The 13,918-nt window shown below is 61.4% G+C and carries 15 protein-coding genes and 1 pseudogene; 8 read left to right on the top strand and 8 right to left on the bottom strand.

Annotated elements, in window-relative coordinates; translation table 11 throughout:
* The first annotated feature begins 40 nt into the window (after nucleotides 1–40).
* From AC1DUU_RS09595 to AC1DUU_RS09575, 5 genes are all read left to right on the top strand, one after another.
* Nucleotides 41–136 carry a hypothetical protein gene (locus AC1DUU_RS09595; RefSeq protein WP_476783190.1) on the top strand — a complete coding sequence of 32 codons (96 nt, stop codon included), beginning with the start codon at nucleotides 41–43 and terminating at the stop codon, nucleotides 134–136.
* 112 nt (nucleotides 137–248) lie between these two features.
* On the top strand, nucleotides 249–1,235 hold the full coding sequence (gene dctP, locus AC1DUU_RS09590) for a TRAP transporter substrate-binding protein DctP (protein ID WP_476783189.1): 987 nt from the start codon (nucleotides 249–251) through the stop codon (nucleotides 1,233–1,235).
* A gap of 79 nt (nucleotides 1,236–1,314) precedes the next feature.
* Nucleotides 1,315–1,833: a TRAP transporter small permease gene (locus AC1DUU_RS09585; RefSeq protein ID WP_476783188.1), complete on the top strand. Its 519-nt coding sequence runs from the start codon at nucleotides 1,315–1,317 to the stop codon at nucleotides 1,831–1,833.
* Nucleotides 1,830–3,131 carry a TRAP transporter large permease gene (locus AC1DUU_RS09580; RefSeq protein WP_476783187.1) on the top strand — a complete coding sequence of 434 codons (1,302 nt, stop codon included), beginning with the start codon at nucleotides 1,830–1,832 and terminating at the stop codon, nucleotides 3,129–3,131. Before AC1DUU_RS09585 ends, AC1DUU_RS09580 begins: the two co-directional genes overlap by 4 nt.
* 18 nt (nucleotides 3,132–3,149) lie before the next feature.
* A complete protein-coding gene (locus tag AC1DUU_RS09575) occupies nucleotides 3,150–3,584 on the top strand; it encodes a type II 3-dehydroquinate dehydratase (protein WP_476783186.1) in 435 nt (144 codons plus the stop codon).
* Between the two features lie 169 nt (nucleotides 3,585–3,753).
* Here AC1DUU_RS09575 and AC1DUU_RS09570 read toward each other — a convergent pair whose 3' ends face one another.
* Genes AC1DUU_RS09570 through AC1DUU_RS09540 form a run of 7 tightly spaced genes read right to left on the bottom strand, consistent with a single transcriptional unit; the run spans nucleotide 3,754 to nucleotide 10,344 of the window.
* The gene (locus tag AC1DUU_RS09570) at nucleotides 3,754–4,644 is read right to left on the bottom strand and encodes a DUF1684 domain-containing protein (protein ID WP_476783185.1); all 891 of its coding nucleotides are present in this window, start codon (nucleotides 4,642–4,644) and stop codon (nucleotides 3,754–3,756) included.
* 54 nt (nucleotides 4,645–4,698) lie between these two features.
* Nucleotides 4,699–6,021 (bottom strand): acyl-CoA thioesterase/BAAT N-terminal domain-containing protein, encoded by a 1,323-nt coding sequence (locus tag AC1DUU_RS09565; RefSeq protein ID WP_476783184.1) that lies wholly within the window; start codon nucleotides 6,019–6,021, stop codon nucleotides 4,699–4,701.
* Between the two features lie 37 nt (nucleotides 6,022–6,058).
* A complete protein-coding gene (locus AC1DUU_RS09560; RefSeq protein ID WP_476783183.1) occupies nucleotides 6,059–6,973 on the bottom strand; it encodes an Ldh family oxidoreductase in 915 nt (304 codons plus the stop codon).
* The gene (locus tag AC1DUU_RS09555; protein WP_476783182.1) at nucleotides 6,970–7,683 is read right to left on the bottom strand and encodes a GntR family transcriptional regulator; all 714 of its coding nucleotides are present in this window, start codon (nucleotides 7,681–7,683) and stop codon (nucleotides 6,970–6,972) included. Before AC1DUU_RS09555 ends, AC1DUU_RS09560 begins: the two co-directional genes overlap by 4 nt.
* Before the next feature lie 21 nt (nucleotides 7,684–7,704).
* Nucleotides 7,705–8,520, bottom strand: a complete 816-nt coding sequence (locus AC1DUU_RS09550) for an ABC transporter permease (RefSeq protein ID WP_476783181.1) — start codon at nucleotides 8,518–8,520, stop codon at nucleotides 7,705–7,707.
* A 1-nt stretch (nucleotide 8,521) separates the two neighbouring features.
* Complete coding sequence (locus tag AC1DUU_RS09545; protein ID WP_476783180.1) at nucleotides 8,522–9,325, bottom strand: ABC transporter ATP-binding protein; 804 nt, start codon at nucleotides 9,323–9,325, stop codon at nucleotides 8,522–8,524.
* Nucleotides 9,325–10,344 (bottom strand): ABC transporter substrate-binding protein, encoded by a 1,020-nt coding sequence (locus AC1DUU_RS09540; RefSeq protein ID WP_476783179.1) that lies wholly within the window; start codon nucleotides 10,342–10,344, stop codon nucleotides 9,325–9,327. The genes AC1DUU_RS09545 and AC1DUU_RS09540 overlap by 1 nt, the downstream gene beginning before the upstream one ends.
* A gap of 266 nt (nucleotides 10,345–10,610) precedes the next feature.
* Here AC1DUU_RS09540 and AC1DUU_RS09535 point away from each other — a divergent pair.
* Both AC1DUU_RS09535 and AC1DUU_RS09530 read left to right on the top strand, forming a co-directional pair.
* Nucleotides 10,611–10,926, top strand: a pseudogene (locus AC1DUU_RS09535) (WGR domain-containing protein).
* A 332-nt stretch (nucleotides 10,927–11,258) separates the two neighbouring features.
* The gene (locus AC1DUU_RS09530) at nucleotides 11,259–12,344 is read left to right on the top strand and encodes a branched-chain amino acid aminotransferase (protein ID WP_476783178.1); all 1,086 of its coding nucleotides are present in this window, start codon (nucleotides 11,259–11,261) and stop codon (nucleotides 12,342–12,344) included.
* A gap of 243 nt (nucleotides 12,345–12,587) precedes the next feature.
* Here the strand turns inward: AC1DUU_RS09530 and AC1DUU_RS09525 are convergent, their stop codons facing one another.
* A complete protein-coding gene (locus AC1DUU_RS09525; RefSeq protein ID WP_476783177.1) occupies nucleotides 12,588–13,451 on the bottom strand; it encodes a GntR family transcriptional regulator in 864 nt (287 codons plus the stop codon).
* Between the two features lie 104 nt (nucleotides 13,452–13,555).
* Between AC1DUU_RS09525 and AC1DUU_RS09520 the strand changes: the two genes are divergently transcribed.
* Complete coding sequence (locus AC1DUU_RS09520) at nucleotides 13,556–13,777, top strand: FCD domain-containing protein (protein WP_476783176.1); 222 nt, start codon at nucleotides 13,556–13,558, stop codon at nucleotides 13,775–13,777.
* Nucleotides 13,778–13,918 lie beyond the last annotated feature (141 nt).

The raw sequence follows: 13,918 nt of genomic DNA, 5'->3' as shown, positions 1-13,918 counted from the left end.
GGCCAGGGCACTTGGCTGCCGCGTGCTCGCGGGAACCGGCATGGCCGTCTACCAGGCGGTTCGCGCCTTCGAACTATTCACCGGCATTGCACCCGACCGTGCGGCCATGGCCGGCCATTTCGAGGCTGTGCCATGATTTACCGGCCAAAATCGGATGCGCTGTTCAAGGGGCCGGAGAGGACGGTCGAAAAGATCAATGCGCTCTGACGGCGCTTGAGCAACGGAATGGATTTCAAGGGAGGAAAACCATGACACTGAATGCCACACGCAGACAATTTCTGATCGGAACAGCGCTTGCCGCGACAACCATGGCATGGCCCGCGTTTGCACAAGACAAGCCGAAGCTGCGCTTTTCAGCGGTATTTTCGGAGCAGGACATCCGCGCCGAGATGATGAAGATGTTCGCCGATGCCACCAAGGACGACTTCGTCTTTGAGGGCTACTACGGCGGCAACCTGTTCAAGCAGGGTACCGAACTCGTCGCCATCCAGCGCGGCAATCTGGAGATGGGCAATATCGCACCGCAGGACATTGCCAAGCAGGTGCCGGCATGGTCGATCGTGACCGCCGCGTACTTGTTCCGCGACGCTTCCCACCTCAAGACGTTCTTTGCCAGCGATCTCGGCGGCGAACTCAAGAAGATGGCCTCCGATCAGCTCGGAATCCATGTTCTCGGCCCGACCTATTTCGGCGCCCGCCAGGTCGGCCTCAAGCCCGACAAGAAGATCACGACGCCCGCCGACATGGCCGGCATCAAGCTGCGCATGCCAGGCGGCGACGCGTGGCAGTTCCTAGGTTCGGCGCTTGGCGCCAACCCGACCGCCATGGCCTATGCCGAGGTCTATACCGGTCTGCAGACTGGGGCGATCGACGGCCAGGACAATCCGTTGCCCAATGTCGARAACATGAAGTTCTACGAAGTCATGTCGCAGATCGTGCTGACCTCGCATCTCGTCGGTTTCGACCTGCTGGTCGTGTCGAACAAGGTGTGGGACGCGATGTCGCCAGAAACTCAGGCCAAGGTGCAGGCGGCTGCTGACGCTGCGATCGACTTCAGCACGCAAAAGCACCTCGCCCGCGAAAAGGAGCTGGTGGAGTTCTTCAAGGGCAAAGGGCTCAATGTCTACGAGCCCGATGTCGCGGCGTTCCGCAAGTTCGCCCAGGAGAAATACCAGGCGTCTGATCTCGCCAAGGATTGGCCAGCCGGCATGGCCGAAAAGATCAGCGCGCTTTAGGCTGCTGGTCGCGGCGGGCAGCCATGCCCGCCGCTTCATTGCCTGTCCCGGTAAAATCGGCTTTCGCGGGAGGATCGCCTTGCCCCCTTCATATCGCAGCCTCTGCGGCTGGCTCTATCGGCGTGCGGAAAACGTTCTTGCGGCGATGCTGGTCGCCATGTTCGTGGCATTCCTCCTGCAGATCGTGTTCCGCTATATCCTCAACCTGCCGATCGGCTGGACGAACGAACTCAGCGTCGTGCTATGGATCTGGCTGGTGCTGTGGGGCGCCGCATTCGTCGTGCGGGAAGAAGAAGAAATACGGTTTGACCTCTTCTATGCGGCAGCCCGCCCGCGCGTCAGGCGCATCATGTTCCTGATCGCGGCGTTCTCGCTGCTGGTGCTTTACACCATCTCGCTTCCAGCGGTGCTCGACTATGTGATGTTCATGAAGGTCGAAAAGACCGCTTACCTGAAGATCCGCATGGACTGGCTGTTTTCGATCTATGTCGTCTTCGTTATAGCCATCATCGTCCGCTACCTCTGGCTCTCCTGGCAAGCCATGTTCGGCAAGGCGCCGCAGGAGTTCGACCCGACAAAGGCAGGATCGGGCGTATGAACCTCGCTAGTCCGTTTTCCATTTCCGTCGTTGCGATCACCGCACTCGCTTTTCTTGGACTGCCCATCGGCCACTCCATGATCGCCGGCTCGATCCTGTATCTGCTGCTTGCCGGCCTCGATATGGGAACCGCCGCAGAGCAGTTCCTCAATGGCATGTATTCCAACTACATCATCCTGGCGGTGCCGTTATTCATCCTCGCGGCAGAGCTGATGAACATCGGCTCGATGACAGAGCGGCTTCTGCGCTTCTGCGATGCCATTGTAGGCCGTTTCCGCGGTGGCCTCGCCCACGTCAACATCGTCCAGAGCATCATCTTCGCTGGCATGTCGGGTTCGGCCATCGCCGACGCCGCCGGCACCGGCAAGATGATGCAGATGATGATGACCAAGGACGGCAAATACACGCCGAGCTATGCGGCGGCGCTGACTGCGGTGACAGCCGTCATAGGCCCGATCATCCCGCCGTCGATCCCCATGGTCATCTACGCGCTCGTGTCGGATGCCTCTATCGGCTACCTGTTTTTGGGCGGCATGATACCGGGCCTCTTGATGGCGGCGTCGCAGATGGCGATCGTCGCTTACCAGGCCAAACGCCACAATTTCCCGGTCGAAGCGCCCACGCCGCTGCGCGAACTGCCTGGCATAACCTGGCGGGCGTTTCCCTCGCTGATGATGCCGGTCGTGCTGTTGGGCGGCATCTACTCGGGCATCACCACGCCGACCGAGGCGGCGGCCGTTGCCGCAGCCTATGCGCTGATCATTTCGGTGATCCTGTATCGCAGCGTCAGCTTTGCGGATTTCTACCGCTCGGTCTTGGCGAGCGCACGCACCACCGCTTCGATCGGCATGCTGATCGCCGGCGCGCTGGTGTTCAACTATGTTGTGACGGTCGAAAACATCCCTGAATCCCTCAAGGTCATCCTGACTGCATGGGATCTATCGCCGACCGGCTTTCTGATCCTCGTCAACATCCTGCTTCTGTTGCTGGGCTGCGTGCTGGAAGGCACGACCATCCTGCTGGTCATCGTGCCGGTGCTCATCCCGACCGCGCATGCGCTTGGCATCGACATGGTGCATTTCGGCGTGATGGTGGTGGTGAACATCATGCTGGGGTTGGTGACCCCGCCCTATGGGCTTTTGCTGTTCATCATGACCCGCATCGCCGAGGTGCCGCTCCGGGACATCGTGCGCGACGTCCTGCCGTTCCTCTATGCTATGATCGGCTCTCTGGCGCTGATCACCTTCTTTCCCTCGCTCGTGCTGTGGCTGCCCCGCCTGCTCGGCTACCAGGGCTGATTTTAGATGGAGACCAAAATGTCCAAGCCGATCTTTGTCATCAACGGCCCGAACCTCAACCGGCTCGGCAAGCGCGAGCCGGAAATCTACGGAACCACCACGCTTGCCGAGGTCGAGGCCATGTGCCGCAAGGCGGCCGGGGAGCGGCCGCTGCGTTTTCACCAGTCCAACTTCGAAGGCGAGATCATCAACTGGATCCACGAGGCGATCGACGAGCAGGCGGGCGTCATCATCAACCCCGCCGCCTTTACATTCACCTCTATTGCCATTCTCGACGCGCTGAAGATGTGTTCAGGCCCGATCATTGAGCTTCACATCTCCAATATCCACCGGCGCGAGGCCTACTATCACAATTCCTTCGTGTCGAAGATCGCGACAGCGGTGATCGCTGGGCTTGGGCCCAACGGCTATCCAACAGCAGTGGCCGCCATGTCGGAGCTGCTGGGCTCTTGACGTTTTCGCCGATCAAACGGGCAGCGGACGCTGAAAAAATCGGATCCCTTGCCTCGGACCACCTGGCGCGATCTCCTTGCGGTGGCAGGAGCTCCCTTAGAACCACTAAGGACGGCCGCAAGGTGTCCATCAGGTCTTGATGGACACCTGAAGTGAGCAGGAGTGCGTGTCAGGAAGCGCCGTTAGTTCCGGCTTGATAGGTCATTGTCCTCGCCACATCCTGTGAGGGGCGCTTCTCGCCTGCGAGCACCTCGAAATCGAGCTGGTTCTCACGAGGAACCAACGGACAGGTGACGAAGTTCGTGAACGCGCATGGCAGCGCAACGGCGTAGTTGAAATCGATCCAGTCGATGCGGGTGTTCGTATCATCGGCGAACTGCAGCTCGATGACGCGGCCGGCGCCGTAGGTGACGGGGCCGCTGGTCTTGTCGCGAACATGCGCAACCGGCTGGACACCTGTTGCCGTGTCCTTGCCAATCAGCTCGATGCTGTAGCTCTTGCCCTTGTGCTCGAAGGCAAAGGTGCCAATGCGCGGCGTCGATTCGCGCACGCCGGCTTCCACGGTCTCGGCCTCGTACTCGGTGTGCGCGGTCGACGTGTAGACGCCGCGGATACGCCAGGCCGGGTCGTAGTCGAATGCGGTGACGCCAGCCTGCTCCACAGACGTCGCCACCCTGGGGTCGCGCACGCGCACGCCGTAGAGGGATTGGCCGTCATTCTTGCTGCGCAGGATCGCCTCGACCTCGTTCACGCCGAAGTAGACGGGCTCACTCTTGCCGTGGCCGTAGGTCTGGTTGCGGCCCGGGATGATTTCGACCGGCCCCGTGGGATACGTGCCGTTGACCGAAAGGGTCGGCCCCGAGGCAGGCGGGGTGAACATGACCTTGCCGCCTTCGACCGACCAGGTGCCCGGAAGCAGGTCGAAACTAACGTCCTTGTCGTCTGCTTCCAGCCAGTACTGGGCAACCAGCGAGGTCCAACCATATGGGCGGAACATCTTGGCGACATGGGCGTAGCGCCATTCGCGCCATTGGCCTTCCAAATGTTCTCTTGTGGGCATGTTCGTCTCCCTTTCGAAGAATTCAGCTGTCTGCTTGCGCATGAGGGTTCCGGCTCAGTCTTGACCGGCGGAGCCGGTGACCTCCCCCAGGAAGGCGAGCATGCCGCGCCAGGAACCGTCGTCGGCTCTGGAGTTGCCGGAGGGGGTGCCGCCGTTGGTGTAGGGTACTTTCGAGACTGGGTGCAGGCGGCTCAGCTGCGTCGACGGCACGATCGGCAGGTTGATGGCGTGCCCGGCATCATCGAAGTCGAGATGACGGACCAGGTAAGGATTGTCGTGCTGGCTGAGCGTCGATACGACCATGCGGGAATAGAGGCTGGACGGCCAGGCGCGGTCATCGCGCCCCGAGATCAGCAGCACCGGACCTGCGATGTTTTCGACCGGAATGCGCGCGCGCGCCACAAGCGCCGTATCCTTAAGCCCTTCGAAGAAGACCGAGTGGTGCCGGCTGGGCGGAGCGTCGCCGGCCCAGGGATGCCAGTGCACGGCACTGTTGTCTTGCCACAGATGCGATAGGGGAATTCCGTCCCGGGTCCAGGTTGTACCTTGCCAGCCACCACGCGCCGGATCGCCGGCACCCTGGGCGCCATGGACCACGGCACCGGGCACAAATGCGATCACGGCGGAAACCAGTTCCGGGAAGGTGGCACCCAGCAGCAGCGCGAGCTCGCCGCCACGCGACTGGCCGCTGACCGCTACGAAGCGATCCTTGGGCTGGAGAGCCCGGCGCGCCCAGCGCAGGCCGGTCTCGAGATATTCGAGCGGGGTTTCGGTGATGAATGGCGACAGTCCAGGCGCCTTGAAATAGCCGAGTGCGAAGGCTCGGTAGCCACGGGAAGCAAGCAGTGCAGCCCGCGGTTCATTGATGCCGCCGCCGGAGCCGTTAAGCACCACCACAACAGGATGAGGACCCGGCCCGGCCGGAGTGAACAGCGTGCTCACCAGGCCGTCCTCGCGGATCTCCTGCCGCTCCACACCAGGTGCCGCAAAACCCTGGAAGAGCTTGGCCTCGGCCTGGGCACCATCGGCGGTTTCGGCCGTCAACATCGTCTGAAGGGGCTGCATGACATCGTCGGCAAAGAGTTCAGCGCTCGCGCTGTCGACCGGCTGCTGGCTCCAGATCAGGCCCATGGCCGAGACTTCCGCATAGTCGCCACCGACCGGCGCGTCACGGGTCAGGTCGACCACGCCCTCAGCGTCAGCCATGAAGGTCGCCTGGCCCATCCAGATCACACCCCGCGCTCGCTCGGTGCAGGCCGAGATGGCGACAAGTTCGTCGGGAGCGAGACCGGAGACGACGATTCGGCGCRGCTCGTCGATGAGGCCATCTACAGGCTCGACTGAAAGGACAGGCGCGGAAACAGGCTTTGTCGTCATCTGGATCATAAACTCTGTAGGTAAGTGGCCGGCGCGATCATCGGCCTGCCGGGCTGGTCATGCTGCCGAGATAGGCGTCGAAACGCCGTGCGAAATCACCATCCAGTGCGGCTTCTGACGACAGACTGCCGCCGCGTGGCCAGTGACCACCTCCATCCGTCCAATCGCTCTTCAACCCGGCAAGTTTTGCTTGCCAGTCGATGCGGTCTTCGGCCCGTGCTGGATCGAAAGCGAGGATGAAAACGCCCCGCCCCTTCGGATCCCCCCTTCCACCGCCGGCTACGCCAGCCATGAGCTCGACCACGAGCCCAAACAGCGAGCCTATTTGGCCGCCGCGCGGCAGCAACGCCGCCACTTCGGCCGCGATACTGGTCGGCCGTCCTTCGCCGTCCAGGGCGATCCCCTCAGGCAATGGTGCGTCGGAAATACGAGCATTGCGTATATCCGCCATGGTAGCGCTGCTGGTGGCAACGTCGATGACCACGCGATCGGCGCCCTGCCCCATGGCAAGCGCCAGCGGGTTGGTGCCGATCACCGGACGGTTGCCGCCATGCGCGGCGACGAAAGGCRGGCCTTCGGCGCCGGCGATACCCAGGAGGCCGCGATCTGCGAGATGGCGAACGAAGGGAGCGAGCCGGCCGAAGCCCCTGACACCGCGCAGGAAGACGGCGGCGACGCCGTATTGCCGGGCGGTTTCAGCCAAGTCGAGCGTGGCGCTGGCGACCGCAAGCGGCGCAAAGCAGGAGGAGCAGTCGAGCCAGGCAATGCCCTGCGAGCCCTCGCCCGCTGGCACCGGGGCAGCATCGGCCGTCCATTCATCGAGCATGGCGATGCCAAAGCGCGGCAAACCGAGCGCATCGGCCTCGACCAGAGCCGAAGCCGCAAGCTTCGCAGCGAGGCTGCCGCCCAGGGCCGCCGACAGCCGGTCTACCGCATCAGGGATCGTAATCATTCGCCCGGGCTCCGCGCTGTGCTGCCAAGCTGGATCTCGCTTTCCGATAGGTAGCCCAAGGTCATCAGGCGCTCGATCAGGAACTCCCGGCTGTGCTTGATATGGGCGAACTCGATTGCGGCGGCCTTCTCGCCGTCGCCAGCTTCGATTGCGTCGACGAGTGCTGTGTGCTCGTCGGAATGCTCGCCTGTCTTGACCGTGAAATCGATGGCGAAACGCAGGAGACGTTCGAGCTCGTCAAACAGGCTCTCCGAAAGAGCGACGACGCGCTTGTTACGACTGCAGCGGGCGATGGCAAGGTGAAAGCGGCGTGCAACCTGTTGCATGGTGCCGATATCCATCGGCGCGGCGTATTCTCTGACGATCTGGCGCAGCAGAGCTATTTCGGCGGGGGTGGCGTAGCGTGCCGCCTGCCGAGCTGCATGCGGTCCGATCGCAGCGCGCATATCGAGAATATCGTGCACGGCCTGAAACGTGATGGGGGCGACGCGATAGCCGCTGCGCGGCAAGATCGTGACCAGCCCGTCGGCGGCGAGCTTCTGCATGGCATCGCGCACCGGCGTCTTCGAGACCTCGTACTGGCTGGCAATGGAGGCTGCATCCAGCGTCGTCCCAGGCACGATCTCGCAGCGCATAATCTCCTGGCGGAGCGCCAGGTAGATGCGCTCCGAAACAGGTGCATGGGCAGTGAGATCGGCGTCGACGGTCATGAGCTTGTGCTCCTCAGCCTCTCAATGCTTCGCCCAGGGCACGAAACGCCGCTCCAGCGCCTCGAGCGCCAGGATGGTGAGATAGCCCATGGCCGAGATCGCCACGATGCCGACGAACATGCGCGACACCGCGAAAGTCTGCCATGATGCCCAGATGAAGAAGCCGACGCCGCTGCGCGCTCCAAGGAACTCCGCGGCAGCGATGATGATGTAGGACGAACCGGCGGCGAGCTTCAGCCCGGTGAAAATGCTCGGAAGAGCTGCCGGGAAAGCGATGCGCCGAAAGATCTGCAGCCTGGTCGCGCCGGCATTCTTGGCGACGTCCATATAGATCTGAGGCGTCTGCATCACCCCGCCCATGGTGTTGTAAAACATGAGGAAGAACACGCCGATGGCGATAACGACGAACTTCGACGCATCGCCAACGCCGAAGATCAGCAAGATCAGCGGCAGAATGGCAATTTTCGGCACAGGATAGAGCGCCGCGAAGATCGGTCCGAGCATCCGGCGGGCCGGTCGCGACAGGCCGAGGATCAGCCCCATGATGATACCGGGCACGGCCCCCATGACATAACCGATGCCGACGCGACGCAGCGTAGCCCCGATATGGTCGAACAGTTCGAAGCTTACGATCATGCGCCAGGCGGTTCCGGCGATCGCGCTCGGCGCCGGGAAGAAGCGCCGGTCAATCAGATTGAACTGGCTGCACAGTTCCCACAACAGCAGCAGCAGCAGCGGGCTGAAATAGGACGCGATGCGGTAAATTCGTTCGCGGCGCGCCGGCGCCTTCAGCCGGCGCCATTGTTCTTCCGTCAGCGTCAAGGGAATGGCGCTCATCTCAGGCTCCCGCAGGAGAGGCCAGCAGACGCCAGACCTCGTAAGTCATGTCCCAGAACCGCTTGTCGCGCCGCATCTCGACAACGTCGCGCGGCCGCTCGAAGGGAACCGTCAGATTGGCAACCAACGTACCGGGACGCGGCGACATGACGATCACGCGGTCGGCCAGCGTCAGCGCTTCGTCAACACTATGGGTGATGAAGACCACGGTCTTGCCGGTCGTCTCCCAAATCCGCAGCAGCTCTTGTTGCAGAACAAGGCGGGTCTGCTCGTCGAGCGCGCCGAACGGCTCGTCCATCAAGAGGATCTCGCGGTCGTCGACCAAGGCGCGCGCCACCGAGACGCGCTGCTTCATGCCGCCGGAGAGCTGGTGCGGGCGGGCGTTCGCGAAGTCGGTAAGACCCGTCAGCGCCAACAGTTCGCTGACACGCGCTTCCTGCTTTGCCCGAGAGACTCCCTTAAGGCTGAGCGGAAAGGCAATGTTCTCCGACACCGTCAGCCAGGGCAGCACGGACGCCTCCTGGAAGACCATGGCCGGCGGGGTCGCGCTGTGCAGCTTCACCGTGCCGCCGAGCTGCTGCTCGAGGTCGGCGAGGATGCGCAGGACCGTGGTCTTGCCGCAGCCGCTCGGCCCGACGATGCAGACGAACTCGCCGCGCGCCACCGAGAAGCTGACATCGGAGACAGCCACGGTCACGCGGTCGCCTTCGCTGTCGTAGAAGGCCTTGGTCAGAKGACTGACCTCGATAGCCGGCGGAGCCGCTTCCGCCGCGGACGGATGCACTGCCTCACGCACGACTGCCATCACTTCTTGCTTGCGAGCAGGTCGTTGGCGCGCTTCAGCAGATCGAGACGATAGACGGCGTCAATCTTGGCCTGACCCTCATATTCGAGCGTGCCACGCTTGCGGAAGAACTCCTCCTGCTCACGCACCGAAGCCATGTCGATGGCACCATCCTCGGAACGGACGGTATAGGGGATGCCGCGCAGCGTATCTGGCTCGGTTCCAGTGTATTTCGACACGACCGCGACAACCTTGTCGTCCTGCCATCCGCCATTATCAAGGAGGCGGGCAGCCTTGAGATAGCCAGCCATGAAGCGCACCACGAGATCCTCGTTGGCCGCGACAAAATCCTGGTTGAAGGCGATCAAACCGAGCTCCGTGCCGAAAGTGTGGTCCTCGACCAGCCGGCGGCCAAGCCCCTGCTTCTCGAGCTGCTGGGCGAAAGGCTCGATGCTCCAGCCCGCCTCGAGCGCGCCGTTAGCGAATGCGGCTGCTRTCGCGGGCGGCGGCAGGAATACCGCCTCGACGTCCTCGATCGTCAGCCCCCCCTTCTCCAGGGCCTTGGCCGTGGAATACATGCCGAAGCCTCCTGGACCGGGAATGCCGACACGCTTGCCTTTGAGGTCCGCGACGGTCTTGATCCCTTCGTCCCAGGCCTTCTGCGAGACCATGAAGGGTGATGGCGACGGAATCGTTGCCGGCATCCGCGCCAGGGTGGCGTTAATCGCGACGGTGGCGCCGCGGTCCAGCGCGTTGAAGAGGCTTGCGCCCCAGGTGGCACCACCGGCCTCGATGTTGCCGGAGGCGAGCATCTGGATGGTCTCGGCCGTATCGCCCTTCGGCGAAAGCGTCACGTTGACGCCGAACTCGTCGAAGTAGCCGAATTCCTTGGCGACAAAGAACGGAGCGTAGTCGGCGTAGGGCGAATAGAGGAACTCAAGCTTGGGCTGCGTTTGCGCCCAAGCCGGCAGGGCGAATGAGGAAGCTAAAGCCGCGGCAGCTGCGGCTGCCATGAGATCACGACGACTGATTGAAGACATGCCACTCCCCATGCGCCAGTGCGGCCGAGCCGCGCTTGACGGTCCTGTTGCACCCTGAAGCGACCAAGGCCGCAGGCGAGCCGATAATCCAATCGGCAATGACTACGTACATCTGATGTATCACCAACGCAACCTGATATTTCCGCTGCGGCAGGACACCGCCCGGCGCACCGGACTAGGCATGCACGCAAGAGCCAAGACTGCCCTCTGCGGTTCGGTCGAAAAACATTACCGATATGAATCGATCTCGGCCGTTGGATTCAAATATGTCGTTGGACGTGACTTGCTGTCGCGGCGAGACTCTCGGCCATGTGCGACACTGGAAACGACATTCATTTACACCGGATCGATGCGTCTCTTAACATGCACCGGTTCTACAGCCTCACTCTCCAGCCAACCTTGTTTGGCGGCGTATCGGTCATTCGCAACTGGGGGCGGATCGGCAYCAAYGGRCAAGCCATGATCGAAACCTTCGACGAGCCCGACGAGGCTCAAAGCGTACTTGGGCGTCTGGAAACAATGAAGAAACGACGGGGCTACCGCGCGCCAAAGGACATGCCGAAGTCGGGCAGCGAGTGTTAAAAGGAAACAACCCTGACGCCCGGAAGGACCAGAGATGTGACGCCGCTTATGGGCGGGCCGGGATAGTCGCGGTTGGGGCGGGGCCAGATGAGCTGGAGGCCGTCCTCGCCTTCCACATCGACCTGGAGTGGCGTTGATGGGAGCCTGCCTACCGCCGGCGGCGCAAAATTCGCTTGGCAAGCAGGTTCATCATGCAGGTTGGCCTAGTAAATCTGATGAATTTGCGCTTTTGGTGGAGAGTATCATCGTAAACCATGCTGAACGGCAAAACGATCAGGGTGGATGGAGCCGTTCGAAAGGCTCCCAAATGACCTACTAGGAACGAGACTGCTATGGAAAAAACCCTCCTGTTCAGTACCACACGGGCAACAAACCCCGTTCCTTCGGAGGAACGCGCGAAGCTTCTGGAAAATCCCGGGTTCGGCAGGATTTTCACCGACCATATGGTGACGATAAGCTGGTCAGCCGATGAAGGTTGGCACGACGCACGCATCAGGCCGCGCGAGCCGTTTTCTCTCGATCCAGCCAGCGCAGTGCTGCACTACGCCCAGGAAATCTTCGAAGGCATGAAGGCCTACAGGACAAACGGGGGAGAGATTGCCCTGTTTCGCCCCGAGGAAAATGCGCGTCGATTCAATCGTTCTGCCGAACGCATGGCTATGCCGCAGCTGCCTGAACCTGTCTTTGTCCAAGCGGTTGAAGCGCTCGTTGGGATTGACCGGGAGTGGATTCCAGAAGGAGAAGGCAGTCTCTATCTGCGGCCCTTCATGTTCGCAAGCGACGCGTTCTTGGGAGTGCGCCCCGCATCTCATTACATCTTCTGTGTTATCGCATCCCCCGTTGGCGCCTATTTCAAGGGTGGAGAGAAACCGATTACCGTCTGGGTCTCGGACAGCTACAGTCGGGCAGCTGCCGGCGGCACCGGAGCCGCCAAGTGTGGCGGCAACTATGCCGGCAGTCTGATCGCACAAGCAGACGCGACCAAGCATGGCTGCGACCAAGTTGTGTTTCTCGATGCCGCGGAACATCGCTGGGTGGAAGAACTCGGTGGCATGAACATCTTTTTCGTCATGGACGACGGCAGCATTGTAACACCGCCTTTAGGCACGATCCTACCCGGCATCACCCGGGCCTCTCTTATCGCGATCGCTCGTGACGCCGGCATGGCAGTCGAGGAGACGGCTTACAGCTTCGATCAATGGCAAGCCGACGCCGCTAGCGGCAGGCTTAGGGAGGTGTTTGCCTGCGGCACCGCAGCGGTCGTCGCTGCAATCGGTGCTGTCCGCTTTTCGGGAGGGTCGTTTACCATAGCTGACGGCAAGGTGGGTCCGGTTACCGACAAGCTGCGCAGTGAGTTGGTCGGGATACAGCGAGGGTTGGCGAACGACGAACGAAACTGGGTTCATGCAGTTCGCTGATGACCTTCTGAGGTGCGCGCAGTTCGGCAACAAGACGGCCGCTCGGGGGAGCGTCCGTCATGCCGTAGGCGCGCCATCCGAAGTACAGCCAGAGGCCGGGATGCCTTGGCAACATGTCCGAGCATGGCTGCATGCCTGAGACTCGCGCACTGAACGCCCACATGGCCTCTTGCAGGATTCAAATGTCATATTTTGTCCACTAGGCCTCAAACCGCCGTCAAAATTGTCTGAACGATGGCAGCTTTAGGAGGGCGTTTTTTTAGCCCCGCCCCGAGATGCTTTAGTAGATTTCAAACGGGGCTTTGGCTTGTTACCCTCAGCCTTTGTCCCAGGTGAGGATTCGGAGACTATAGACAAGGTCGGGCTGTCGTCGCCGCTGAGGATGGCGCGCAGATCGATGGCCTGGTCTAGCGGTGCAAGTCGCAAACTCGCTTCAAGTGTGCGATACACGTTATCGACATGCGCGACTGCCTGCTCGACTTGTCCGGCATAAATCAGCTCGACCAGTGGCTGATGAACTGCATATGGCGGCCACAGCACCTGATGCTCCTGATAAAGCGTGATGGCCATCATACAGCGCATCAGCAAACGCTCTTGYGCGGCGGCAAGCGTCTTGTTGCCGTAGAGCATTGCTAAAAGGATATCGAACTCCACCGCGAGTCGCCTCGTAGTATGGGGGTCCAGTGCCGCCGGAGTCTGTTGCTCGACCTTGTCGTGCTCCTCAAGTCGCGCCCGCTCTTCATGGCCTAGTAGGTCGGGATTTGCTGCAAGTTCGGCAACGACATGGCGGGCGATCACGCGAGCCGCCTCGAACACCTCTCGCGCCTCGTCTGGCGTTGGTGCCGCGACATAGGCACCTCGATTGGCTGGCAGATGAACAACCCCCTGTTGCTCCAAGATGACCAGCACCTTGCGGATGACGGTACGGCTGATGTTGAAGGCAGCGCCAATCTCGTCTTCCRCCATTTTGGTGCCAGGGCGAATCTTGCGATCAAGAATGGCGTTCCACAGCCGGTCGTAGATCTGCGCCTCAACACCGACCAATGGCGCTGTCAGAGCGATGGCACCGAGACCTCGGAGAGCTGGGGAAAGATAGCGTTCGGGCATCGGTCAAAATCTCCTGCCGGCACCAATCCGGCTTCTGTAGTGCAGGTTGCGACGACGTGGTGCCGAGCAGCCGCATAGCTGAAACATCATGAATCGAACCATGTGTGCAAGTATTTCAGGTGATGATCGGGCTAGAACTTTATCGTCGGTTGATGACGGAGCATCAGGAACTCGGCCCTGAAATCGTCGAGGAGCATAAGCAACTCCTTGCTGCAATCCGCGCTGGCGACGCCGATGGGGCAGCCAAGGCAGCGCGGCTGCACACCGTTAACGCGGACGCTCTATCGCCAAATCTTGAGCAGCTGATAATCTTCGCCGGTTCCTAAATTGGTTTGCGATGCACGCGGTATGCCGCTCAAGCGTTATTGAGTGACAGCGCTTGGACTTCATCCAATGAATTGGCGATGATGCCAGCCATTGCCTTGCCAGCATCGGTCAGCGCGTTCACATCGCGTGAAGAGAGAGAC

Source organism: Aminobacter sp. P4_H6_2 (genome assembly GCF_056400805.1).
The sequence above is the reverse complement of the archived record's forward strand: the minus strand, read 5'-3'. Positions and strand labels throughout refer to the sequence as shown.

Coding starts and splice junctions, on each gene's coding strand:
- AC1DUU_RS09595 (WP_476783190.1), top strand. CDS start 41: ATGGCCGTCTACCAGGCGGTTCGCGCCTTCGAACTATTCACCGGCATT.
- AC1DUU_RS09580 (WP_476783187.1), top strand. CDS start 1,830: ATGAACCTCGCTAGTCCGTTTTCCATTTCCGTCGTTGCGATCACCGCA.
- AC1DUU_RS09575 (WP_476783186.1), top strand. CDS start 3,150: ATGTCCAAGCCGATCTTTGTCATCAACGGCCCGAACCTCAACCGGCTC.
- AC1DUU_RS09570 (WP_476783185.1), bottom strand. CDS start 4,644: ATGCCCACAAGAGAACATTTGGAAGGCCAATGGCGCGAATGGCGCTAC.
- AC1DUU_RS09555 (WP_476783182.1), bottom strand. CDS start 7,683: ATGACCGTCGACGCCGATCTCACTGCCCATGCACCTGTTTCGGAGCGC.
- AC1DUU_RS09550 (WP_476783181.1), bottom strand. CDS start 8,520: ATGAGCGCCATTCCCTTGACGCTGACGGAAGAACAATGGCGCCGGCTG.
- AC1DUU_RS09530 (WP_476783178.1), top strand. CDS start 11,259: ATGGAAAAAACCCTCCTGTTCAGTACCACACGGGCAACAAACCCCGTT.